This window comes from Ligilactobacillus sp. Marseille-Q7487, assembly GCF_949152225.1.
In the GTDB taxonomy this organism is placed as follows: domain Bacteria; phylum Bacillota; class Bacilli; order Lactobacillales; family Lactobacillaceae; genus Ligilactobacillus.
Map to the genome: position 1 here is coordinate 1,118,070 of NZ_CASCJC010000001.1, position 24,760 is coordinate 1,142,829.

Here is a 24,760-nt window from a genome sequence, read left to right on the forward strand (position 1 = left end):
ACTCGTTACTTTTGACAACAAAAAAACCACCGTGTTGTCTGTTCATCCGGTTGTTTAATACCAAAATCGGCTGTTATTTCAACATTTTTAAAACCTGCCTTAGCCAATAGTTTTTGGTAAGTTTCCATTGAATAGGTTCTTTCATGATGCTCTTCTTGTAACCGATCATACGCTTTACGTTGCTCATTCCACACAAAAAAGGTCAATTCATGAACCACACTATGCGGTAAATCATCGGCAAAACTACTCCAAACAAAAGCCTGATTCTCTTGCGTATAGTTATACATATACCCAGGATATATTTCATCTGTTTGGTATGGGGTAATGACATCAAATAAAAATACACCTGTATCACTTAAATGCTCATAAACTTGCTTTAAAGTAGCCAATAATGTCTTTTCATCTTGCAAATAACAAAATGAATCCGCAAAACACGTAATATTATCAAAAACCGGTAATTCGCTCAAGTCACTCATATTGCCTTGAATCAAGGTCAAATTAAGCTTTGCTTCGCTAGCATGACTGTCGGCGATAGCTAACATTTGTTCAGACAAATCAAAGCCCCATACATCATAACCCTTTTGTGCTAACATCACCGCTAAACGTCCCGAGCCACACGCTAAATCTAAGGTTTTAGATCCTTTGATTAGCTTTTTTTGTGCATAAGCCAACCAGTCATCATACATTTTGGGCTCCATTAATTCATCATATAATTGGGCAAAAGTCGTGTATATCATGATTATTTAAGCCATTCAGATACATCTACTAACGGTGCATCTACCCATAATTTTTCTAAATTATAAAATTGACGTGTTTCAGTCTTAAAGATATGAACAACAACATCGCCTAAATCCAATAAAACCCAATTAGCAGCATCCTTACCTTCAATATCACGTACTATAAGGCCTGCTTCTTGTACTTTTTCTTCAATATTTTCTGCAATCGCCTTTACTTGACGATCTGAAGTTGCCTGCATAATAACAAAATAATCAGCCAAAAAACTGATATTTTGCACATCTAAAGCTACAATCTCTTCTGCTCTTTTACTATCTGCCGCTTGCACGACAATTTGTAATAATTTTTTACTATTCATTCATTTACCTTCTTTCTACTTTGCCACCCAATGATTATACGTCACAATTGCTGCAGGATAAATTGTCTTTTTAGTCTCAATCAAATGTTTAAGTGTATGGTAAGTCTCATATCTTACCGCAGCTTGTAAATCAGATGCTGCAAGCTCTCTGGCCTCTGCTACACCTGGAAAATCACGATTTTCTTCAATATAATCGGCAACATATAGTATTTGTTCTAAAGTTGTCATCTGTGCAGCTCCCACCGTATGTTTTTCAACCGCACTTAAAATTTCTGCATCCGTAATTTTTAATTCTTGGGCAATCATCTTAGCTCCAACTACACCATGCCAAATATTGTTATTCCAAGACAATAAATCTTCATCCATATTGTGTTCTTTGATGCAGTTGATAAAGTCTTGATCGCTACGTTCCTTAGCATAATCATGTACCAAAGCAGCTACACTTGCTTTTTCAAGCTCACAACCATTTGCCTTTGCTAATTTTACGGCTGCTTTTTCCACTCCACAAACATGCTTGAAACGTTTAGGGCTCATTGCTTGTTGAACTATTTCTAGCAGTTGTTGTCTAGTTCCTGAATAATATTTGTTAGGATAACTAAGTTCTTTCATGATATAAGCCTTCTTCTCGAATATATTTTTCTACAGTTGGGGTTACTAAATACTTAATTGAGCACCCTAACGCTACTTTTTTACGAATTTGTGTTGAACTGATGTCAAAAATAGGTGCATCTACCCACAAAATAGGATATGGGCTTGTTTTAGCATAACCATTGCGTGTTACACCAACAAAATTGACTAGCTTTACTAACTCATCAATTCGATACCATTTAGGCAAGTATTCAACCATATCCCCTCCGATAATGAAATAATAATCATTTTCAGGGTGAAGTTCTTTTAACTGAACCAATGTATCGTAACTATAACTTACTCCTCCACGATTAAGTTCGATATCTTCAATTCCAAAACCTGGATTGTCAGCAATACTCAAGCGTACCATTTCTAAGCGAGTTTGTGCACTGATTGTCTCTTTTGCATCTACATGCGGCGGAACATTATCTGGCATAAATAAAACTTTATCTAACCCCAATTGGCTTTTGACCTGTTCTGCAATCATCAAATGACCTAGATGAGGTGGATTAAATGTTCCTCCCATCAAGCCAATTTGCTTTTTAGGTAGCATCTGAGCTTGACTTACTTTTGTTTTTGTATGATTGATTGTCACATTACTCACCTATGACACCTCTATTTAAAGTTTAGCAACTTCACTAGAATATTTGCGATTTTGCGGTTTGCTTGAACGTTTATATAAAACCAATACGCGGCCAATCTTTTGTACAACTTGTATTTGACTGTGTGTTTGAATGTACTCAATTGCTTCATCTTCTTCAACCAATGAATTTTGTAAAATATTAACCTTAAGTAATTCATGCTTGTCGATTGCATCGATAACTTGGTTTAACCAATTTTCATCAAGTCCGTCTTTGCCAATTTGAAAAAGCGGGCGCATATCATGTGCTTGCGCTCTTAAATAACGTTTTTGTTTTCCTTTTAAGTTCATCTTTTCTCTCCTAAATCATCGCTTTACGTAAGACAACGGCCACTCCTTTAGGTGCCCAACCAGCTACTACACAACCTGCTTTAACAGTAATCCAACCCAAACCAGCAAAAACTAAATCACTTTTTTGGGTAACTTTAAATTCATATCTGACTAATTCTGGAAAATGCTTCATTTCATCTGAAGTTGGTGGTTGCAATAAGCTTCCTGCATGTTTTTGATAAAATTCTGTTGCCTTTTGTGTCTTAGTTCGATGAATCATCAAATTATTTTCTAAATAAACAGTAACTCCGTCTTTCTTTTGACTAGTACTAATCAAATCAAAACGTGCTAATCCTCCTAAAAAGAGAGTCTGTTCAGGATTTAATTGATAAACCTTAGGCTTGATTTCTTTTTGTGGAGCAGCAATACGTAATTCTTTAGCCGACAAATAATGGGCCATTTGATTTTTATGAATAATTCCTGGAGTATCAATCAAGAAATGATCATCATCAAAAGGAATTTCAATTCTATCTAGTGTTGTCCCAGGAAACTTAGAAGTCGTAATCAATTCACTAATTCCGGTTTTTTGTTTAATAATTTGATTAATCAAAGTTGACTTACCTACGTTGGTAACTCCGACAACATAAACATCTCGGCCCTCACGATATTTATCAATCAACGTTAGTAATTCATCGATTTCATGATTTTTCTTAGCACTTGTCAAAACAACATCGATTGGACGTAAGCCTTGGGCATTTGCTTGTTGACGCATCCAATCTTTTAATTTAGATCGTTTAACCGATTTAGGAAGTAAATCTTCTTTATTTCCAACCAACAAAACTGGATTATCTGCCACAAAACGATGTAGACCAGGAATGATTGAACCGCTAAAATCAAAAATATCAATAACATTAACAATTAATGCGTCTGAATTTCCAATTTGATTTAATAATGCTAAAAAATCATCATCAGTCAATTGTACATCTGAAACCTCATTATAGTGGCGTAATCTAAAACACCGTTGACAATATAGTTCTTCTGTCTGCAAACCCTTAGCAATAGCTGATTGTGGTGTATATCCTAGCCCTTTAGGATCTTGGGATTGAATTTTAACTCCACAACCAATGCAGTATAAATCTTGTGTCGTTTCAGTCATCTAATGAATGCCCCCATGTTTTTTTCATTTGTCCTGTCTTTAGTAACTGACGTTTCACGATACCTTCGAAAAATCTATTAATTTTAGTATTCCAAGCATCCGATTGTACCAAAGGTTTTACCAAAATACTTCGAATATTAGCACTATTAGCCGCAGCTACATCTGTCATTAATTGATCTCCAATTAAAACTACTTCATCATCTCTTAGTGCATATTTTTCCTTAGCTAAATTTACGCCTCGTCCAAACGGTTTTAAGGCACGTGAAATAAACGGCAAATCAAATTTAGCTACTGCGCGTTTAACTCTTTGATGGTTATTATTCGAAACAACAATCACTGGAATTTCATGTTCTTTCATCAATTCCAACCATTGTTTTAATTCAGGTGTACCATCAGGATTATTCCATGCAATCAAAGTATTATCTAAATCAGTTAAAATTGCCTTGATTCCATGTGCCTTAATTTGTTCAGGCGTTAAATCATAGACGGACTCGATCATCCAAGTAGGTCTAAAATTTGCAAACATAACAATCTCCTTAATTCCTGCATTATATATTCCTCATTATAAAGGATTTCACTAAGATTTAGCAAAACAATCCACAATTCTCTGGCAAAAAAGGCTGAGACAACCAAATACTGTCCCAGCCTTTAGGCGCATTCAAACGCTAATTATTTTGCTAAAGCTTTCTTTGCTTCATCAACAAGAGCTGTAAATGCAGCTGCATCGCTGATTGCAAGGTCAGCTAACATCTTGCGGTTAACATCGATGTTAGCAAGTTTCAAACCATGCATTAACTTGCTGTAGCTGATATCATTCATACGAGCAGCAGCATTGATACGAGCAATCCATAATTTACGGAAGTTTGATTTTGTCTTACGACGATCGCGGAATGCATACAAGTATGACTTCATAACTTGTTGCTTAGCTACCTTAAATTGGATGTGCTTTGCACCGCGGTATCCTTTAGCTAATTTGATCATTTTTTTACGACGTTGACGCGTAACTGTACCGCCTTTAACACGTGACATGAAAATTCCTCCTTAAAAATCACTCAACCTACTGGCTGAATCTACCCACTATCTTGGGCCTCTTTATCTGTGTACTGTCTAGTACTTCAAATCGCTTAAATGCGTTAAGAATTCAAATGAAAATTATTTCATTTGGGAAAGCATTTGCTTGATACGTTTCATATCTGAAGCAGATACCATTGATGCCTTACGTAATTGACGGCGTTGTTTCTTTGTCTTGCCGTGGAAACGGTGAGATGTGAAAGCACGAGAACGCTTCAAACCACCATTTCCTGTACGCTTAAAGCGCTTTGCTGATGCGCGGTGTGTTTTTTGTTTTGGCATAATTGATCTTCCTCCTATGATGATAAAGCCTATTCTTTTTCGGCTTTAGGTGCTAGCATTAAAAACATGCTGCGACCATCCATTTTTGCTTTCGATTCAACTGTTGCAACATCTTGTGTTTCATCAGCGAACTTATTAAGAACGTCGCGGCCGATCTCTTTATGAGTAATTGCACGACCCTTGAAGCGGATGGAAACTTTCACTTTGTCCCCTTTTGCTAGGAACTTGCGCGCGTTCTTCATCTTCGTATTGAAGTCATTCGTGTCGATCGTTGGGCTCAAGCGGACTTCTTTAATATTAACCACTTTTTGCTTTTTACGAGCTTCACGTTGTTTCTTCTGCAACTCAAAACGATACTTCCCATAATCCATAATCTTGGCAACGGGTGGCTTCGCTTTTGGTGCAACTAAAACAAGATCTAAGTTAGCTTGTTCAGCTAAATTCAAGGCTTCTTGCTTGGTCTTGATTCCAAGCTGCTCACCATCGTCTCCAATCAAGCGGAGTTCTTTGGCGCGAATACCTTCGTTAACCATCTTATCAACTGCTATGGCGTTTCACCTCCATTAAAATTCAGGAGAAAATGCAGAAAAAAAGGTGTTTTGCAGTTGCAAAACACCCATAAATCCGTATTAAACGGAAATTAATTTCGTAATTCTGCCCGGGAGCTTGAACTCTCTAGGCGAGAAGCGGGTGCTTCTGCTTTTTTCTCAACTGTTAAATCATAACAAGTTTTAAATCATAAGTCAAGCAAAAATTCAGATTAATCTTCACGACTATATGTTTCAATGTCATGATTTAAAACTTGCATAAACTCATCAAACGTCATTGTTTCAGTCTTTTCTTGACCATACCGACGTACTGCCACAGTGTTATTAGCTACTTCTTGATCACCAACAACTAAAGTATATGGCACTTTATTTACTTGAGCTTGACGAATCTTGTAACCCATCTTTTCGTTACGATCATCGATACTTACACGATATTGATGGACTACTAAACGGTCACGTAAGCTCTTAGCGTAGTCAAAATGTAATTCATTTTTAACTGGAATAATTTCAACTTGTTTTGGTGCTAACCAAGTTGGAAAGGCCCCTTTGTACATTTCTGTCAAATAAGCTGTGAAACGTTCCATCGTTGAAATCACACCACGATGGATCATCACTGGACGATGTTCTTGACCATCTGCACCGATATAGTGCAAATCGAAGCGTTCTGGTAACAAGAAGTCTAATTGAATAGTTGAAAGTGTTTCTTCTCCACCTAAAGCAGTCTTTGTTTGAACGTCTAATTTAGGACCGTAAAAGGCAGCCTCACCTTCTGCTTCAAAGTATTCTAAGCCCATGTCATCCATAGCTTTCTTTAACATACTTTGAGATTTTTCCCACATTTCATCATCGTCAAAATATTTTTCAGTATTTTGCGGATCACGATAACTCAAACGGAAACGATAATCAGTAATATTGAAATCATGATACACGTCAACCATCAATTGCAAAATTTTCTTAAATTCATCTTCAATTTGATCAAGTGTCACAAAAGTATGACCATCATTTAAAGTCATTTCACGTACACGTGATAAACCTGTTAGCGCACCAGACTTTTCATAGCGATGCATCATCCCTAATTCGGCTAAGCGTAATGGTAATTCACGGTATGAACGTTTATGATGCTTGTAAACCTGAATATGTGATGGACAGTTCATTGGACGTAATTCCAACAATTCCCCGTCACCCATATCCATTGGTGGAAACATATCATCACGATAATGATCCCAGTGACCAGATTGTTTATACAAGTTAACATTAGCCAAGATTGGAGTATAAACATGATCATACCCTGAGCTAACTTCCTTGTCGATAATATAACGTTCTAAAATACGACGAATTGTTGCCCCATTTGGCATCCAATATGGTAAACCAGCTCCTACAGATGGATCAACAAAGAATAAATCTAAATCATTACCAATCACACGATGATCACGTTCATGTGCTTCTTTTTGACGTTGTAATTCATCATCTAAATCTTTTTGTTTAAAGAAAGCTGTCCCGTAAATACGTTGTAACATTGGATTACTTGAAGCACCTTTCCAGTAAGCTCCTGCTACAGAAAGCAATTGGAAGACTTTGATTTGACCAGTAGAAGAAAGTTGTGCTCCTTCTGATAAATCAATAAAATCACCTTGCTTGTACACTTCAACTTGACCGTTATTAGCAGCTGCTATATCTTTAACCAATTCTTCTTGATATTTATCACCAGCAACTAATTCTAAGGCTTGTTGTTCAGTATAAACTAAACGTTCGATTGGCAAATCAGCCTTGATGATTTCGGCCATTTTTTTGGTGATTTTTTTAAAATCAGCTTCGGCAACTTGCCCTGCTTGATTATCTGTATCATAGTAAAAACCATGTTCCGTTACATCACCTTTACCAAAATTCATTTCAGGATACAATTGATGTAAAGCATTCGCTAATACTTGAGCTGCTGTATGCCATAAAACAACCAATGCATCTTGTGAATCTTTAGTAACAATTTGAATTGCTCCATCTTCATTTAATGGTTGATTATAATCAACTAATTTATCATTAAATTTACCAGCTACTGCTTTTTTAGCTAAACTAATACTGATTGATTCAGCAATCTCTTTAACTGTAACACCAGCCGCAAATTCTTTCACTGCTCCATCAGGAAACGTGATTTTAATTTGTGTCATGTTTGACCCTCCTAAATAAAATAAAAAGCCCCTAGCACAAAATGTACTAGGGACGTTCATTAACGTGGTTCCACCCAAATTTAAGCCTAGTCTAAGACTAAACTCCTCAAGTCTGCTGTTAACGGAAGCAATCCGTCCTAACTTTTCATTAGGCTGTAAATGAAAGTGGTAAGTCATTATTTTAAGAAGCTTTCAGTCAAGGCTTCTTTCCCTGCAAGAATGACCGTTTGTCTTTCACATGATTTAGTTTAATTTAAACACTATCTATCATTTTTTGCAAGAGTTATCTGCCATTTTCATGAATTTCGCCAATTTTTTCCAATCATTGCACACTCATCAGCTAAAAATTTAATACGTTCCATCAATCTTTGGGCCTTCAATGGTTCTGAGATATCCCGATTATTAACCTCTAATGCTTGTTGTAACTCGTCTAATGAAAGGTTTGACGTAAAAAACGTTGGCAACTCTTGTTCCATGCGTGCTTGCAAAACAATTGCCAAACATTCATCGCGTACCCAATTACTTGTTTCAATTGAACCAATCTCATCAAAAATTAAAATTGGAACATCACATAATTCATTTAACAATTGGGTCGTTTGCCCATTGTTAATTGCATCTTTCATTTTTCTGACAAATTCAGGATAATACACTATTAAAGATGAATATCCTCGTATTGCTAACTCATTAGCTAAAGTAGTCATGAAAAAAGTCTTTCCAGTCCCAAAACTACCGTACAAATATAAACCTTTATGAAATTCATAAGGTTTTTCAATGTAATGATTCAAAAAGTCCATCATTTTTGCAAAAACTATTGATCTACTTGGATTATTATCATTTGTCGTAATATCTTTAAATCTCACTAATTTATTATGCTTAGGAGTTCGATTATTAAAAAAGCGGATTCTTTTTTTAATCTCTAGTTGACGTTGCTTTTCTAAAAACTCCGCAGTTGGCGTATAAACAACTTCTATTCTTTGATTATTTAAAACTAAGCTAGGTGTATATCCTGGTGTCATCGTTGCTTGGCCTTGAGCAAGTTGATTTTTTACTAATACAAACTCATATAACTTACTTTCACCACGTTTAATGATTTCTGGAGTAAGCTGGGCTTGATTATCCTTTAAAAAAGCTTTTACATCACTGTCAGGCCATACCTTTTTTTGCATGATCTCAATGTATTTTTCAGTTAAATTTGTTTCATTTTCTAAGTACCCATTAATTTTATTTAGCAATGTCAACACCTCTTTTCTTATTCATCTAAACGTCTTAGTTTTTCAGCTAGTTCAGCACTGCTAGGCACATTTTCTTGTTCAATTTTAATAGATTCTGGATTTGTAGCCCACTTTGGTAATTTTCCTTTTTGACGAACAGTCTTTTTAAACGACACCGGCGTCTTAGTTTGTGCGATCTTTGCATAAAAATCTTGTACCTTGTTCATTGCTTGTTGGGCTGTCATAATGTTATTAGCCTTCATATCCGCAATAATCTTAGTGAAATATTTTTCATTGAGAACACTATATTCTTGGTTAATAATTGCATAATGAATAACAATATTAACAACTTCAGCAGGAACCATTTTCAAGGCATTTTCAAGTAACTTAACCTCTTGAGAGCTAGCACTCTTATTTCTAATAATTTGTAAAAACATTACTGGTCGATAATACCTACATGCTTTAAGCAATTCTTGATTTTCATTATTTGATATATTTTGACTCTGTTTGACTTCAGCATTCATTACCGTTTCATCGGTAACTTTTAATTGCCAATCATATTGCTCTTGAATTCTTTTTTCAAAGCCAGCCCAATCAATGTCGTTATCTTGAATCGACCATGAAGCTTCTAGTAACGAAACAAGCTGCTGCTCTGTCAGACCATATAAAGCCTTTAATAAAGATAAACGTTCAATTTTCGCTAAAACGACTTCATCTAAAACAAAAGAATTCTTCACCAAATCATAAAAAAATTCTTTATCAAAATCTCCAACTATTTTGGGAAACTCAACTTGCGCTGTTTCTTCGGTCTGTGGCGCTTTTAGATTTTGTTGAAGTTGTTGTGGAGCCAACGAAAAGACATCAAGCAAATTACAACTGACTTCTGTCAAACCTTTTTCAACCGACTTAACAGTAACAAACTTATCTACCAAACACTGATACTGCTGTTCTCCTACAAATTGTAGTAATAATAAACGTAACATATCCTCTTTAAAAAATTGAGTCGGGGTCAATGGCTTTTGAAGTTCATAAACATAATAATTAGTTCCTTGCTTAGCATAAAATGTACGTAATAATCCTAAAGCTTCTAATTTTCTTTTAGCATCATAAAAAGCTTGCAATCCACATCCTAAAAGCATTTCTAAGTCAGATACTTTCATAATTGGTTGTTCTTTTTCTTGTGCTAAATCCCCGATTAAAGCATATAAACTAAATCCCACCGGTTCCATTAACGGTTGATATAAACGCAAAACGAACTGCAAATCTTGATACGTTATCGGGGCAACGCTTTGCAACATCACTGTATCTTTAGGTGAAATTTTCATTTTGATTACTCCTACTTAGCTATTTTTTACCATCTTTTAATAATTCATTTAATTCAGTCGCAAATGCTTTCATATCTTTAAACTCGCGGTAAACACTAGCAAAACGAATATAAGCAATATCATCAATCTGGGCTAATTCATCCATAACATACTTACCAATCAATTGACTGGCTATCTCGTTGCCACCTAAATTACGAATTTTCTTTTCCACAAGCTCTACAACTTCATTTATTTTATCCATTCCGATTTGACGTTTTTGAGATGCGCGAACAATCCCTTTACGAATCTTTTCTCTGTCAAATTCTTCACGTGTACCATCTTTTTTGATTACTAATAGTGGGGTTACTTCAATGCGTTCAAAAGTTGTAAATCTATGACCACAGTTTTCACATTCACGCCGTCTTCTAATAACTTGACCATTATCCGCCGAGCGACTATCAATTACTCGTGAACTACCGCACTGACATTGAGGACATTTCATTTTTTTCACCTCGGTTATTTAAAACTTACCTATAATATTTATTATAACCTATTTTATCAAATTCTTTAAGTCTAGCCATTTTTGAACCGCCAAACAAGTCTTTGACGGTTGTTGACTACTGTCGATGACAACATCTGCTAATTTTCTCTTTTGTTCATCTGGCATTTGACTTGCTATGCGTTGTCTAGCTTGTTGCATCGTCAAATTATCTCGTTTCATTACTCTTTGAATCTGTAACTTTTCAGGAATTGTTAGTACCATCACTGAATCACAAAGTTGTTGATAGTTATTTTCAAACAATAAAGGTATATCTAAGACAAGCAATCTAACATCTCTTTTTTTAGCTTCTGCAATTTCTTGCAAAAATAATGCATGTATCAAAGGACCCGTTATCTGATTTAACTGTTTTAATTTGGCTGCATCGGCAAAAACTAGTTGGCCTAATTTTTGTCGATTTAGTGTTAAATCCGCAGATAACACTTCATTTCCAAACACTGCTATGATTTCTTGCCAACCTTTTGTTTTGGGCTTAACAACTTCTCTAGCAAGTAAGTCAGCATCAATAATTTGAGCTCCTTTAGTTTTTAAATATGCACTAACAGTTGATTTACCCGTGGCTATACCACCAGTCAATCCTAAAATATAAGTCATCGACTCACCTTCTGACATTTTGGACAAAAATGTGTTCCACGTTGACCAACAACGATTTTTTCAATCTTTGTTTGACAACGTTCACATGGTTGTCCTTTTTTACCATAAACATGTAAATTAAATTGAAACATTCCACTGTGCTCAAATGCATCAGTATACGAGCGAATTGTTGTCCCACCGGCTTGAACAGCTAAAGCTAATTCTTCAATGATATTAGCATGTAAAACTTTAGCCTGCGCAAAAGTAATCTTATTACATAAAGTTTGCGGATGAATCTTACTCATCCATAAAACTTCATCAACATAAATATTTCCCAGACCCGCAACTAAACTTTGATCAAGTAAAGCAGTCTTAATGACTTTCTTTTTCCCTTGTAACGCTTGATAAAAATCTTTAACCTTAAAATCAGGTAAAACCGGTTCAGGTCCTAATTTACATAAACTTGTCGTGGATTCCTCTTGACCAGTTATAACTAGCTGCATTCTACCAAATTTGCGAACATCGTTGTAGCAAAGTTTTTGACCATTATCTAGCTCAAAAACAACATGCGTATGTTTTTTTGGCTCTTGTTTACTTGGCAAAACAAAATACTTACCTTCCATACGCAAATGTGAAATCATCGTTAGGTTATTCGAAAATCTAAAAAGTAAATATTTTCCTCTTCGATCAATCTTTTCAATCACTTGTCCGACTAATTTTTCGCAAAATTCAGTAGTATCTCCAATAATGATCTTAGGATAAAAGATTTCAACTTTAGTAATTTTAGTTCCTAGGACCAATTTTTCTAAACCTGCACGGACCGTTTGAACCTCTGGTAATTCTGGCATAATTCAATCTACTATAAAAATATAGCTTTTCCTTTCATCAAATCTATTTAGTATCAAACCACGTTAATCCATGGGCACTTTCAACCTTTAATGGAACTGCTAATTCAACTGCAGAATCCATAATCTTAGGTACAAGTTGTTCTAAAATTGCAATTTCTTCTTTAGGCGCTTCAAAAATCAGCTCATCATGAACTTGAAGTAACATCCTGGCTTGTAAGCCTTCTTTTTTTAAAGCTTTTTGCATTTTTATCATTGCAACTTTAATAATATCAGCTGCACTACCTTGAATTGGCGTATTCATTGCAGTTCTTTGTGCAAATGAGCGCAAATTAAAGTTTTTAGCATTAATATCTGGCAGATAGCGACGCCGCTTGAATATCGTTTCAACATAACCTTGCTCTTGCGCTTTGGCAACAATTTCTTGCATGTAACAATGAACTCCTGGAAAAGCTTCAAAATAAGTTTGAATGAATTCTTTTGCTTTTTTACGCGTTGTTCCTATGCTTTGTGCTAAACCAAAATCACTAATCCCATAAACAATCCCAAAATTAACGGCTTTGGCTTGACGTCTCATATCTGCAGTCACTTGTGTTGGATCACTTAAACCAAAAACACTCATCGCCGTATTAGCATGGATATCTAAATCATTTTTAAAAGCTTGTTGCATATTTTCATCACCTGAGATATGCGCTAATACGCGTAACTCAATTTGAGAATAATCAGATGCAAATATTTCCCAACCTGGCTTACTTGCAACAAAAGCTTGTCTAATCTTACGTCCTTCTTCTAAGCGAATCGGAATATTTTGTAAATTAGGATCAACAGAAGATAAACGTCCCGTGGCAGTTAAAGTTTGTGTATATCTTGTATGCACCTTACTATCTTTTTTAAAGATTACCTTTAACAACCCTTCAATATACGTCGATTGCAATTTAGCAAGTTGCCGATAACTTAAAATATCGTCTACAATCGGAGCCATTGGACGTAGTTGTTCTAAAACATCTACTGAAGTAGAATAACCCGTTTTGGTCTTTTTAATGACTGGCAACTGAAGTTTTTCAAATAAAATTACTCCTAATTGCTTAGGCGAATTCAAATTAAATTCCTCGCCTGCTTGACAATAAATGTCTTCTTCTAGTTGTGTCAAACGTTGTTTAAATTCCTCTTGCATTGTCAAAAGACGTTCTTGATCAACCTTAATACCTGCAATTTCCATTTCTGCTAAGACTAAAGCTAATGGACGTTCAATCGTCAGATATAAGTCTTCTTGACAATTGCTTCGTAATTTTTCTTGCAAGGAAGGTTTGAGTTGTGCAATGGTATTGGTTTTACGTACTAAATGTTGTAAGAATATCTCATCTTCAACTGGAATTTGTCGTTTAGCCCCTTTACCATAAACTTCTTCATCACTTGGCATTTGGTGATAATCATGTTGTAATGCTAGTTTACCCAAGTCATTATCGTTATCACTAGTATCTAATAAATACGATACTAATAACAAATCAAAGTCCAAGCCTTGCATTTGAATATCTAGTCGTCTCAAACCAACATAGGTTCTTTTAGCATCAAACAAATCAATTTTGATTACTGGATCTTCTAACAAACCTTTAATTGCTGGATTTTGCAACAATTCACAATTTCGACTAGCATAGTGCTTCGCGCCTACTTCAAAAGCAAAACCTAAAAAAAGAGCTGTATGATAATTATCATTATCCATTTCTAAATGAAAACTAAGCTTTTGAGTTTTCTTAGCATCTTCAATTAACTCAAAAACATTTTCTTCAGTCAGTAAAGTATATGCGATATCTGCTAATTGTTCTTGTGTTTGTAAATCTAATTGTGTTTGACCCAAAAGTTGCTCTAAAAAGCGTTTAAAATCTAATTCTTGATACAAAGTTACTAATGCGTTTTGATCTGGTCTAGTTAAGAGTAAATCTGCAACTTCAATTGTAATTGGAGCATCTTGACGAATCGTTGCTAAATCTTTACACAAATAAGCTATCTCTTGTTCAGCCACCAAGTTATCTTTCATCTTTGATTTTTTTAATTCATCGATGTGTTCATAGATTCCTTCAACACTTCCAAATTGACTCAATAATTTCACTGCTGTTTTTTCGCCAATTTTAGTCACACCCGGATAGTTATCTGAACTATCACCAACTAAAGCTTTCATGTCGATGATTTGTTGTGGCTCTAAGCCGTATTTTTCGCGCACGTGTTGTGGCGTGTATTCTTCGATTTCACTGACTCCTTTTTGCGTTACTGCAACTGTTATCTTATCGGTCACTAGCTGAGTTAGATCACGATCTCCAGTTACAATTACTACTTCATATCCAGCATCTTGTCCTTGCTTAGCTAATGTTCCAATAATATCATCTGCTTCATAATTGACCAGTTCATAATACTTAATTCCATACGCTTCTAATAATTTGCGCAAATATGGTAATTGTTCTAATAACTCGGTCGGTGTCTTAGCTCTTTGTCCTTTATAATCTGCAAATTTTTCGGTTCTAAAAGTTGTTTTACCCGCATCAAATGCAACCATTACATGTGTTGGCTTAAAGTCTGCTAAAATCTTATCTAACATATTTTTAAAAGCATAGATTGCGTTTGTGTGTAATCCATCATGATTTACAAATCGATCTAATGAACTATATAATGCGTAAAAAGCACGAAAAGCCACACTATTCCCATCGATTAAAACTAGTTTTTCCATCATTTTTCTCCTCAAATTTCCATTATTAACTTAATAATATTCTAACAAATATTTGTCCAAAACAAAAACCGATAGTCTAAGATTATAAATCTTTTAATGCTCCCCCAACTTATTATTTTGCATTCAAAAATCCCCCAAGTACTAACACTTGGGGGATTAAATTCTAATATTAATCTTTGCTATTTCCCATACCAAAAATTTGAAGTAAGTATAAGAAAATATTAACAAAGTCTAAATAAAGTTGTAATGCACCCATCAAAGCAAGATTTGTTGGGTTAATTTGACTACCATATTGCAAATACATTTGACGGAATTTTTGTGAATCCCATGCTGTTAAAGCACTAAAGATAATAACTCCGATAAACGAAAAGACATAGGTAATTGCTGAACTTTGCAGGAATAAATTGATTAAGCTAACAATTACTAACGCAATCAATGCAGCCATTGCTTGGCGCCCAATTCCTGAAAGATCTTTTTTAGTCGTTGTCCCAAAAGCTGCTAACACTACAAAGACTACCGCTGCTGAAACAAAGGCCATCGTAATGTCTTGAGCAGTATAAACTAATAATACAACTCCAAAAAACAATCCTTCAATTGCCGCAAATAAAAATAGTGTCAACATACTTAAAGCAGGATTACGATCCGCTTTAAACGACATTGAAATCGCTAAGCCCATTTGCACTACTAATAATAGTAACATCGCAAATTTATTTTGCACGAAAAACGCAAAAACACTTTGATAAAAAACAGTCACGCTTAACCAGGCAACCAAAGCTGAAACACCTACTGCTGCAGCCATAAAACCATACATCTTACCTAAAAAATTATTTAATCCCACCTGTGTCTGGGGCTCATAAATATTATTATTCATATTTTTCTTCCTTTCTTTTGCTTATCCTAGAGGTTTAGGCGGACGCACCATCAAAACAGCATCTAAAATTCTTTCTGCTTGACGATTAACGCCTTCAACAGACATCGTCACAACTTCTTTCATATTATCTACCTTAATGATTTCAAAATTAAATGTAACCATTTCATCGTGAAAAACAGGTTTAGGTAAATTTAATGAAATGTTAACAATTTCACTACCAGGTCCCGGAAAAAGTTTAGATACTGAACTTGTGATAATCCCCATTAACAAAACGGGTGGAATAATTGGTTTTTTATATTCCGTTTGTCTTGCATAACTTTGTTGAATATAGATTGGATTATCATCATTGGTCAATCCTAAATATAACAATAAATCTCTTTCCGAAATACTTTCTGTGACAGTCAATGAATCGCCTTCTTTAATTTGTTCGATTGTTTTGCCCTGCCGATACGCATCTTCAGACATTTACATTGCACCTCCATGAGATCTTAAAAATATTTTATCATAACTGATTCTTCTTTGCGATAGTCTACGCTTGCTAAAATATTAAAATATTTTAAATTTTATAATAAAGTCTGCTATACTAGGTTTAAAACAACAAAAGGATGCGTCTTATATGTTATATGAAGGATATATGTCATTTAACCAATATCAAACTTATTATCGCATAATTAAACCCGCTCACAGCACTAAAACACCACTAGTCATGTTACATGGCGGACCTGGATCAACTCATAATTATTTTGAGATTTTCGATGAATTTGCTCAAAAGTATAAACAACCAATCATCATGTACGATCAAATTGGCTGTGGTAATTCTAGTATCCCCAATGATCCTAGCATCTATAATCGTCAAACTTGGCTAAAAGAATTAGATGCTTTGATTAAGCATCTACAGTTATCATCATTTCATCTCTTAGGTCAGTCATTTGGCGGAATGCTTGCCATCATGTATTTATGCGATTATCAACCTACAAATGTCAAAAGTGTCATCTTGTCAAGTACACTTTCTGATGCTAATTTATGGGGGCAAGAACAACAGCGCATGATTAAAGAATTACCTTTAAATCTACAACAAGCTATTGCTTTAGCTCAGGAAACTGGCGACTTTACATCATCTGAATATCTTAAAGCTAACGAAGAATTCATGTTACGTCATTGTGCACCACATTTCACCAAAAATGATCCCGAACCACTATGGCGTCCTAAAAAAAGCGGAACACTAGCGTACCAAACCGCCTGGGGACCAAATGAATACTCTCCATTAGGAAATTTGGCCGATTATAACTACACAGCTAAACTTCACCAAATCAAGATTCCTAGTTTGATCATCAGTGGTACGGATGACTTATGCACTCCTTTGGTCGCTAAAACAATGTTTGATAACCTGCCTGATGCTAAATGGGAGTTATTTGCCAACTGTCGGCATATGCCTTTTGTTGAAAATTATCCTAAATACTGCCAAATTTTAGCAGATTGGCTCAACGAATATAATTAATACTCAAATGCTAATCATTTCAAAAATATTGCTAATAAACGCGCAATATTTTTGGAATGATTATTTTTTAGCATCGCTATGCCACATTTAACTAGCTGATAGAATAAATATCACTTAATAAGTGTAGCAAAAAAGAGCCATGAACTAATTCATGACTCTTTTCAAAACTTACTTTTATAGTCTAAAAGAATTTCTTAAACCACGCTAAACAACCAATAGCCGCTGTGACAATCAGTCCTCCGATTCCAACTAAATTATTAGTTGCTTCACCTGTTTGTGGCAAGTTATTTTTATTGACTTGTTTCTTTGAACCAGTCTGATCTTTGTTTTCTGTGGATGGTTTAGTAGTTGTCTTAACAACTTGAACTTTCACATTCACTTCGTCAATTGATCCATCTGCATAAGTCACAATTACTGTAGTTTCACTTGTTCCAAGTTTTTGTGAATCAATTGCTTGTTTCCAAGCAAACTTCGTATTAGCAGGTAACTTATCCTTATTCTTAATCGCTTGTGTTGCATCTAGCGCCTGCCCTTGTGTAACTACAAGATTAATTCCTTGTGGTTCGTATTGTTGTGCTAACGTTGGACCTGCTTGATTAGCCAAAACTGCTACTTTAACAGTAAGAGTAGTCTTTGAACCATCAGGATAAGCAATCTGGACGCTGCCTTCTTTAACGCCTGGTGTAGTCGTCTCGATTTCTTTTAGCCACGAAACCGTTGTTCCTGCTGGAAAACTGCCTTGATTGGTAATAATATCTGCCAAATCAATTTTAGCACCAACGTTGACCGTTATTTCTTGTGCCACTGGCGGATATTTTTGTGCATCATCTTGGGTTGAACTTGCTTTAACATTAACTGTTAATTTTTGTTGAGCTGTCAATCCTGCAGTGTTAGTTGCAGTAAGCGTTACCTCATATTTTCCTGGAGTTTTGATATCAACTTTACTTGTATCAACTTGCAAATCATCATAAACTGCCCCGTCGATACTATCATTGTATTCAAAGTATTGATTCCAATCAACACTGCTCAAGTCAGTATTCGTTGGCAAATCAACTGCGTTTTGTTTTAAGCTCAAAGATGGCGCCGTCCGGTTAATCATCAACTTAAATTCTGCCGCTGACGCAAATTTATCGGCTGCATCACCAATCGTATGCACTGGGACAAGACGAATCTTATTGGTTGTAACAGGATCAAAGTTGACCGTCTTAACACTATTATTACCAGTCCATGTTCCTTTAGCAATTGTCTTCCATTGATCGGTTGCTTTAATAGTATCTGGAATTTGAATTTCATATTCAGTGATAAGACCGTTTTTACCACTTGCACGTGGTACATAAACAAAGCCATTTAATTCGTAGTCTTTGTCCAAATCCATCTCAACTGTCCGTTGTTGAGTAGTAGTTGTTAGACTATAATCCGTATGCCAGATCGTATTAGGATCACCATCAAAGGCTTTGTCGATTGTTTCACCCGTACTACTATTGCCATATTCATTAATAGGTTTAATTTTACTATTGGAAATATATTTAGTATCTTCAACCAATATCAATTTCTTTTGTGCTTCTTGTAATTTTGTCAATCGAGTCTGCAATTCATTTAATGTCGCATTTTCATTTGCCACTACTTTTTGTGCATCTTCGAGTACAGCTACTAAATTCTTGTAACTTCCATTAGTATATTGACTCTTATCCAATGCTTTAACGGCATCAATTTGTGATTGTAAGTTATCACGTGCAATTTGTTTTTGTTCAGTATCAATATTTTTTTCTGCAATTTGTGTAACTTTGAAATTATCTAAAACAAAATCAGTATCACCACCATCATTTTGAATACCAAAGCCCATCTGACTAGCATTATCACCGGCTGTTACAAGATAGCTGACATGTTTGGTATGGTTTTTGCTCAAATCATTAGTAGATAAATCACCACTTGTCTTAGCTAAACCATCATAAACTGTTTGAGCCGTTTCACCATTCATAATTACTGGATGATATTGTCCGGCACCATCTGTTTGATAATCAAATTCAATCTTATAAGTTTTACCGCTTTCAAATTTAACCGATTGTGGATCTGTGACATACATCAAGCCACTAGCTTGTTTATGTGCCTTAAGTGACCAATCACCATCTAAAGCATCGTCAATCTTGTTACCATTCCACCCATATTGAGTATATTTATCATGTCTTTGTGACAAATGCACCCGTGGATCTTCAACACCACCTGCAGGCCCTTTAAAGAATGGATACAAACCTATTGCCCCAGCATCTTCAAAATCTTGTGAAATGATGATTGTATTACCATCAGCATCAACACTACCTTCTTGCAAATTCCCACTACGTTTTACTACTCGTAAATCATCAAATAATGTCTGTTCAGTACTTGCATCTGCAGCTAACGTAATTGACACGGTTTTGGCATTGCTTGGCACTTCGAAATCAACACGCGCTTTTTGCATATATGATTTAGTCTGTTCTTGATAACCCTTAGTATGATTACTATCAGCTTGGATATAGTTTTGAACGATTGAATCTTCAAATGAACGCGTATACTTCTTACCATCGACATCAACTGTTAAGGTTACCGGACGATTATTTGTTTGGGTATTTACATAAAATGAATATTTTCCTGCCGCTAAATCCGTTAACTCTTGGGTCATGCTTAGTTTTTCGCTACCAGCATTTAACAGATAATCACCGGTATCATTTTTTTCAACACTTGGATTTCCACTAGTAATTTGCCAGTTATTTTTCAAAGTATCCTTAGCATTAAATCCAGGGTCTTTTAGATGTGTGCCTTCACCAAAGGTTATTTCTTCTGATTTTTCGGCTGCAACAGTCAAAACATACGGCGTTTGCTTAGCTAGATTTAACGTTACACTACCATCTTTAACATCCACTGTCCCTTGATCAACACGTCCTTGATCAGTTAATTTATAAACATGTAATGAGCTGGCATTCTTAAATTTATCGGTTAACTTCCAAGTCGTTTGGCCATCTTGATCGTTCCAATAATACATCTTATCATAATTCAAACCATCCGTGTCTTTTGTGCCACTCTTGACGCCATTACCAACTTCATCACTTGAATCCCACGGTAATAGCATACTTACATTATGTCCGGTTTCAGAACCACCATAAGTCAACTTATCGTTTAATACTGGGATTCCATCAAGCGTAATTACCTTAGTTCCACTGGAATTATCAACTTTAACATCATGATCAAAGCTAATCGAGCCCACATAGTCTTTTTTAGTATTATCCCAATTGGCATTCCAGTTCATGATATTAAAATGTTGCAAGAATTTAGTTGGCAAATCAGTGCGATAAGTTACATCAACAAAGCTATCAAATGATGTCTTACCCACCCAGCCTTCGTAAGCTTCAAATTCTGCACCACCTAACAAGGAGTTATCAGCAATGATCCAAGAGTCTTTTTGATTGTTGCGGATAAAACGTTCAATATTACTGTTGATTCCTTTGGTTGATGAGCCACCATAAGCCTTTTCTGCTGACCAGTGATTCCACAAGCTATCATATTCCAAGGCACTTGGAAATTCATTGTGCAATTTCCAACCTAAACTGTTGATTTCACTAGCTAAACGACGTGACTCCCAGCCACCTTCAGTTTGATTCCCCCATACATCAACATAGATAAAATCAAGGTTTGGTGCTTCTTGTTTTAAGCTCTTTAAGCGATTATAACGATTACCACTTAAAGCATCATAACGCTGATTAATATAATATGACGGATCCAACCAATCCCAGCCTTTGCTGTTAATATCAACTAATTGTTCATTAAATGCCTTAGCTTCCGGATAAGCTTCAGTCGCATTAATATGCACACCAAAACTTGCATTTAATTTATGTCCAGCATCAATCAATTCATTGAAATCTTGGACGCCACCTTGGCGTTGTCCAATTGCATCATAATCTGGATGCGCTGAATCATGGCCTTCATTTTGATAACCTTTAAGCAAAACCGTTTGTCCTAAGCCATCAGTAATTGCCGCGACACGTTTGGTTTCATCTAAGGTCATTAAAAATGGATTAGTTGCTTGCGAAGCAAAATTCATTGGAATACGTTGAACAACAACGCGTTTAGTATCTTGCCAACCATAAGGATTATTCATGATTTGACGATAGGCAATCGCACCATCTTGCCAGTCAACTTTTCCATCATTATTTTCATCAAAAGCAAAAGCCACTTTCCATTCAGGCATATCTAACATATCATCACTTAACTTAGATGTATCGTCATCCTTAGCTCGAATTGTAAAGTAGTTAGATTCCATCCCTGTATTATTTTTTCCATTAATACTTTGAGTATTTAAAATAATTTTGTTATCTTCGGATTTATCATTTCCGTCTTGTGCTGCATTTGTCCATAAACCAACCGCTACATCATGATTATTCAAAAAGCCATAGCGATAATTTTCTTTATCAACGCCCTGCTTAGCTAATGTTTTAAAGGTATCACCTGTTTGCCCATTAGTTGAAGAACTTGTTGCAGTATACATTTTCATTCCTGCAAAACTTGCATCAGTCTCATCTGTGTCAAGCGAAGCCATCTCAAGTCCTGGAATAGCCAGTGTATGGATTCGATCACCTAACTCAGTTAGATTTTGCACTTTAAAACCAAACGTTTCTTCACTTAAGGTTGCAACAACATCAAATTTAGCGACATCATTTATGGTGATGGTATAAATAATTTGATTGTCACCTGATTTATTATATGAGACCGTTGGTGTATATTCTTTATCATCAATCTTAATAGTTGTTAATTGCTGTTGTGTAGCTTTAAATTCTTTACCGTTTTCAAATTTGTAACCATAAACAGTAGGAAACTTATCAGAAAGATAAACCGTCATTTTACTATTAGCCAAGTTTACAAAACTAAGATTTTTAGGCACAACAGTATTGGTTGTAGCCTTAACTTTTTTGCTTTTTTTATGTTTAACACTGACTTTTTTAGTTATTTTACTGTTGGTATCAGCATTAGCTCTAGTAGTAACCACGGTTACTGTCCCAACACTGGTAAATACCAAAGCAGCTACAACCCATTTTCGTCCTGCTTTATACATTTTATAACGCACTTTTTTATCCATGACAAAACTACTCCTTTATAAAAAATTGACTTAGTTACTGAAAAACAATAAAACTACGCATAATATTTATTCATTTTCACCAAGTATTCTAACTTCGTAAAGAAAGCGTTGTTAATATGTTTTTTCAAGGATTCTCAAGCTTAATATATCAACTTATTAAAAAAAATAATATATCAAGTAATGGATAAAAAAATTGACATATCAATCTCAAATACTATTTTTATTACTTTTATTTAAAGTTATTTGAAATATTTATCTTCTTTTTTTATAATGAACTCTATACTTTTTTCTCAAAACTTAATCTAAAATCTTTACAATTTTTTTGCATAAAATAAGTAACTTGTATTAATTTTTTTAAATCAAGAAAGTAAAAAAAGACACCGCCACAGCAGTGTCTTTTATTTTTTACATTTCTTCTGGAGCATGAACTCCTAAGAGGCGCAAAGATTCTTTTAAGACGATTGCCACACTCTTCACTAACGCCAAACGCGCTTGCTTTTGTTCATCATCAACCAAAATTTTTGAATTAGCATAGTATTTATTGAACGCCTTTGCCAAATGAATTGCGTACTTAGCAATTACTGATGGTTCGTATTCATTAACCGCACGCTTAACAACGTTACTAAAGTCACCCAATAAACGTAATGTTTCCCATGCATTTGAATCGGATAATTCATAGTTTCCAGCTGCTAAATCTTTAGCATCTGCTTTACGTAAAATACTCATCGCGCGTGCATGTGAGTATTGTACGTAAGGACCTGTTTCACCTTCAAAGCGCACAACTTCTTCCAAATCAAAATCAAAGTTATTCAAACGTTCATTTTTCAAATCATGGAAAATAACCGCACCAACACCAACTTGATCAGCTACAATTTCTTTATCTGCTAAAGTTGGATTCTTTTCTTCAATTTGTTTTAACGCTAAGCTAACTGCATCATTTAACACATCTTCTAATAAGATGATGTTACCTGCACGAGTTGATAATTTCTTACCACCTGAAGTAATCAAGCCAAATGGAATGTGATGAATATCATCTGCCCAAGCAAAGCCCATTTCCTTTAAAACAGCCTTTAATTGTTTAAAGTGATTAGTTTGTTCATTACCAACAACATATAGAGATTGTGCAAAATCATAAGTCCGATGACGATAAATTGCAGCTGCCAAATCACGTGTGATATAAAGCGTTGCTCCATCAGTCTTTTTAATCAAAGCTGGATTTAAATTGTATTTTTCAAGATCAACAATTTGTGCACCCTTGCTTTCTTTTAAGAGTCCCTTTTCTTCTAAAAGATTAACAACTTCATCCATCTTATCATTATAGAAAGCTTCACCATTATAAGAATCAAAAGTTACTCCCAACTTATCATAGATACTCATAAAGAATTGTAAGGACTCATCTCTAAACCATTTCCAAAGTTTAGTTGCTTCTGGATCACCATCTTCAAGTTTCTTGAACCATTCACGTGCTAAATCATCTAATTCAGGATTTTCAACATCTTCTTGATGGAAACGTACATAGTAACCTAACAAAGTATTGATCGGGTCTTTTTGAACTTCTTCTTCACTACCCCACATCTTGTAGGCTTGAATCAACTTACCAAATTGGGTGCCCCAGTCACCTAAGTGATTGATCTTAATTGGTTGATAGTTCGTCTTAGCCAAAAGATTGGCGATGGCGTTACCAATCACAGTTGAGCGCAAATGACCCATCGACATTGGTTTAGCGATATTAGGTGAAGACATATCAATTGGTACATTACGTCCTTTACCTAAATCTTGATTCCCATAAGCAGCACCTTTAGCCAATACTTGGTTCAAAATATCTTGACTATAAATATCCTTTGCTAAAAAGAAGTTTACATATGGTCCCACAGCTTCTACTTTTTCAAAACCATCTGTACTGATTTTTTCAACTAATTCTTGTGCGATTACTTGTGGTGCTTTACGTAAAACTTTTGATAATACAAATGCTGGAAAAGCATAATCTCCTAAATGTAACGCCTTAGGCACTTCAATTTTAGCCATGATTTCTGCTTGATCTAATTGACCATCGACAGCCATTGCAATTGCTTGGGCAACTTGTTGTTTGTAATCCATAATTTTCCTCCTAAAAACATTAATTTTAATCAATAAAAAAGTCCCTTACACTACACACATGTAAGAGACGAGAATTTTTTATCCCGCGGTACCACTCTAATTGATCAGCGATCCACTTTAAGTATTTAAA

At 35.2% G+C, this 24,760-nt stretch carries 22 protein-coding genes and 1 other annotated feature; of the genes, 1 reads left to right on the top strand and 21 read right to left on the bottom strand.

Features of this window, described 5'->3' with window-relative positions; genetic code table 11:
* Positions 1–5: 5 nt before the first annotated feature.
* From QM017_RS05505 to QM017_RS05595, 19 genes are all read right to left on the bottom strand, one after another.
* Positions 6–737: a class I SAM-dependent methyltransferase gene (locus QM017_RS05505; RefSeq protein WP_282709093.1), complete on the bottom strand. Its 732-nt coding sequence runs from the start codon at positions 735–737 to the stop codon at positions 6–8.
* Positions 738–739: 2 nt separating this feature from the next.
* The gene (gene rsfS / locus QM017_RS05510; RefSeq protein WP_178198418.1) at positions 740–1,093 is read right to left on the bottom strand and encodes a ribosome silencing factor; all 354 of its coding nucleotides are present in this window, start codon (positions 1,091–1,093) and stop codon (positions 740–742) included.
* Positions 1,094–1,108: 15 nt separating this feature from the next.
* Positions 1,109–1,702, bottom strand: coding sequence for a bis(5'-nucleosyl)-tetraphosphatase (symmetrical) YqeK (gene yqeK, locus QM017_RS05515; protein WP_178198417.1), 594 nt, complete (start codon positions 1,700–1,702; stop codon positions 1,109–1,111).
* Positions 1,689–2,273 (bottom strand): nicotinate-nucleotide adenylyltransferase, encoded by a 585-nt coding sequence (locus QM017_RS05520; protein WP_178198424.1) that lies wholly within the window; start codon positions 2,271–2,273, stop codon positions 1,689–1,691. The genes yqeK and QM017_RS05520 overlap by 14 nt, the downstream gene beginning before the upstream one ends.
* A 66-nt stretch (positions 2,274–2,339) precedes the next feature.
* Positions 2,340–2,651 (bottom strand): ribosome assembly RNA-binding protein YhbY, encoded by a 312-nt coding sequence (gene yhbY, locus QM017_RS05525; RefSeq protein ID WP_178198416.1) that lies wholly within the window; start codon positions 2,649–2,651, stop codon positions 2,340–2,342.
* Positions 2,652–2,661: 10 nt separating this feature from the next.
* Positions 2,662–3,786 (bottom strand): ribosome biogenesis GTPase YqeH, encoded by a 1,125-nt coding sequence (yqeH, locus tag QM017_RS05530; protein WP_178198415.1) that lies wholly within the window; start codon positions 3,784–3,786, stop codon positions 2,662–2,664.
* Entirely contained in the window at positions 3,779–4,312 is a 534-nt protein-coding gene (locus tag QM017_RS05535) for a YqeG family HAD IIIA-type phosphatase (RefSeq protein WP_178198414.1), read from the bottom strand. Before QM017_RS05535 ends, yqeH begins: the two co-directional genes overlap by 8 nt.
* A gap of 143 nt (positions 4,313–4,455) precedes the next feature.
* Positions 4,456–4,815 (bottom strand): 50S ribosomal protein L20, encoded by a 360-nt coding sequence (gene rplT, locus QM017_RS05540; RefSeq protein WP_178198413.1) that lies wholly within the window; start codon positions 4,813–4,815, stop codon positions 4,456–4,458.
* A 123-nt stretch (positions 4,816–4,938) separates the two neighbouring features.
* The gene (gene rpmI / locus QM017_RS05545) at positions 4,939–5,139 is read right to left on the bottom strand and encodes a 50S ribosomal protein L35 (RefSeq protein WP_178198412.1); all 201 of its coding nucleotides are present in this window, start codon (positions 5,137–5,139) and stop codon (positions 4,939–4,941) included.
* A 29-nt stretch (positions 5,140–5,168) separates the two neighbouring features.
* Complete coding sequence (infC, locus tag QM017_RS05550; protein WP_178198411.1) at positions 5,169–5,672, bottom strand: translation initiation factor IF-3; 504 nt, start codon at positions 5,670–5,672, stop codon at positions 5,169–5,171.
* A 47-nt stretch (positions 5,673–5,719) separates the two neighbouring features.
* Positions 5,720–5,847, bottom strand: a sequence feature (ribosomal protein L20 leader region).
* Positions 5,848–5,899: 52 nt separating this feature from the next.
* Entirely contained in the window at positions 5,900–7,849 is a 1,950-nt protein-coding gene (gene thrS / locus QM017_RS05555; RefSeq protein ID WP_282709094.1) for a threonine--tRNA ligase, read from the bottom strand.
* A 296-nt stretch (positions 7,850–8,145) separates the two neighbouring features.
* Complete coding sequence (gene dnaI, locus QM017_RS05560; protein WP_178198409.1) at positions 8,146–9,081, bottom strand: primosomal protein DnaI; 936 nt, start codon at positions 9,079–9,081, stop codon at positions 8,146–8,148.
* Between the two features lie 17 nt (positions 9,082–9,098).
* Positions 9,099–10,385, bottom strand: coding sequence for a DnaD domain protein (locus tag QM017_RS05565; RefSeq protein WP_178198408.1), 1,287 nt, complete (start codon positions 10,383–10,385; stop codon positions 9,099–9,101).
* Positions 10,386–10,404: 19 nt separating this feature from the next.
* The gene (nrdR, locus tag QM017_RS05570) at positions 10,405–10,866 is read right to left on the bottom strand and encodes a transcriptional regulator NrdR (protein WP_282709095.1); all 462 of its coding nucleotides are present in this window, start codon (positions 10,864–10,866) and stop codon (positions 10,405–10,407) included.
* Positions 10,867–10,914: 48 nt separating this feature from the next.
* Positions 10,915–11,517, bottom strand: a complete 603-nt coding sequence (gene coaE / locus QM017_RS05575) for a dephospho-CoA kinase (protein WP_282709096.1) — start codon at positions 11,515–11,517, stop codon at positions 10,915–10,917.
* A complete protein-coding gene (gene mutM, locus QM017_RS05580; protein ID WP_282709097.1) occupies positions 11,514–12,344 on the bottom strand; it encodes a DNA-formamidopyrimidine glycosylase in 831 nt (276 codons plus the stop codon). The genes coaE and mutM overlap by 4 nt, the downstream gene beginning before the upstream one ends.
* 43 nt (positions 12,345–12,387) lie before the next feature.
* Positions 12,388–15,063, bottom strand: a complete 2,676-nt coding sequence (gene polA, locus QM017_RS05585) for a DNA polymerase I (RefSeq protein WP_282709098.1) — start codon at positions 15,061–15,063, stop codon at positions 12,388–12,390.
* A gap of 166 nt (positions 15,064–15,229) precedes the next feature.
* Complete coding sequence (locus QM017_RS05590) at positions 15,230–15,931, bottom strand: Bax inhibitor-1/YccA family protein (RefSeq protein WP_178198403.1); 702 nt, start codon at positions 15,929–15,931, stop codon at positions 15,230–15,232.
* Between the two features lie 21 nt (positions 15,932–15,952).
* Positions 15,953–16,396 (bottom strand): MaoC/PaaZ C-terminal domain-containing protein, encoded by a 444-nt coding sequence (locus QM017_RS05595; protein WP_178198402.1) that lies wholly within the window; start codon positions 16,394–16,396, stop codon positions 15,953–15,955.
* Positions 16,397–16,547: 151 nt separating this feature from the next.
* Here QM017_RS05595 and pepI point away from each other — a divergent pair, with 151 nt between their 5' ends.
* Complete coding sequence (gene pepI, locus QM017_RS05600; RefSeq protein ID WP_178198401.1) at positions 16,548–17,429, top strand: proline iminopeptidase; 882 nt, start codon at positions 16,548–16,550, stop codon at positions 17,427–17,429.
* Positions 17,430–17,610: 181 nt separating this feature from the next.
* Here pepI and QM017_RS05605 read toward each other — a convergent pair whose 3' ends face one another.
* On the bottom strand, positions 17,611–22,533 hold the full coding sequence (locus QM017_RS05605) for an endo-alpha-N-acetylgalactosaminidase family protein (protein WP_282709099.1): 4,923 nt from the start codon (positions 22,531–22,533) through the stop codon (positions 17,611–17,613).
* 405 nt (positions 22,534–22,938) lie between these two features.
* Positions 22,939–24,630, bottom strand: a complete 1,692-nt coding sequence (gene argS / locus QM017_RS05610) for an arginine--tRNA ligase (protein WP_178198399.1) — start codon at positions 24,628–24,630, stop codon at positions 22,939–22,941.
* Positions 24,631–24,760: the final 130 nt, after the last annotated feature.